At 59.4% G+C, this 414-nt stretch carries 1 protein-coding gene; it reads right to left on the minus strand.

The window, feature by feature from the left end; genetic code table 11:
* On the minus strand, positions 1-390 hold a 390-nt coding region (locus C1J01_RS48785; protein ID WP_235855179.1), incomplete at its 3' end, for a TetR/AcrR family transcriptional regulator.
* Between the last annotated feature and the right edge of the window lie 24 nt (positions 391-414).

Below are 414 nucleotides of genomic sequence, written 5' to 3' on the forward strand. Positions count from 1 at the left end.
ATCCGAGGACGAATGGAGTTCGATCTCGAGTCGAGCGAAGTGAGGCCTACGCTCGAATGCCTTCATCTCGCGGCGATGAAGTGCCAGAACCCGTTCGTACGCATTGCTCTCTTCGCCGCCTGTTCGCGGCTCCTCAGGACGACGAGCGGATTCGAGCCCGCTCCACGCCGTCATCGCCGCAGCAAGAAGTTGCTGTTTGGTCGGACAGTAGCGATAGAGAGTGCCTAGCGCCACACCTGAACGCTCCGACACTTCTTTCATCTGGATTCGATCCGACGGCATCTCTGCAAGCATCTCGACCACCGCCGTGGTCAATCGTCGTCTCCGCTCGAGTTGCCCCACCGACATGAGGTCGGTATCCAGGGGAAACTCGTCGCTGCGCACAGTCACGCGCGTCACGATAGTTCAGAACCT

The sequence above is a fragment of the Nonomuraea aridisoli genome (assembly GCF_003236395.1).
GTDB lineage: Bacteria > Actinomycetota > Actinomycetes > Streptosporangiales > Streptosporangiaceae > Nonomuraea > Nonomuraea aridisoli.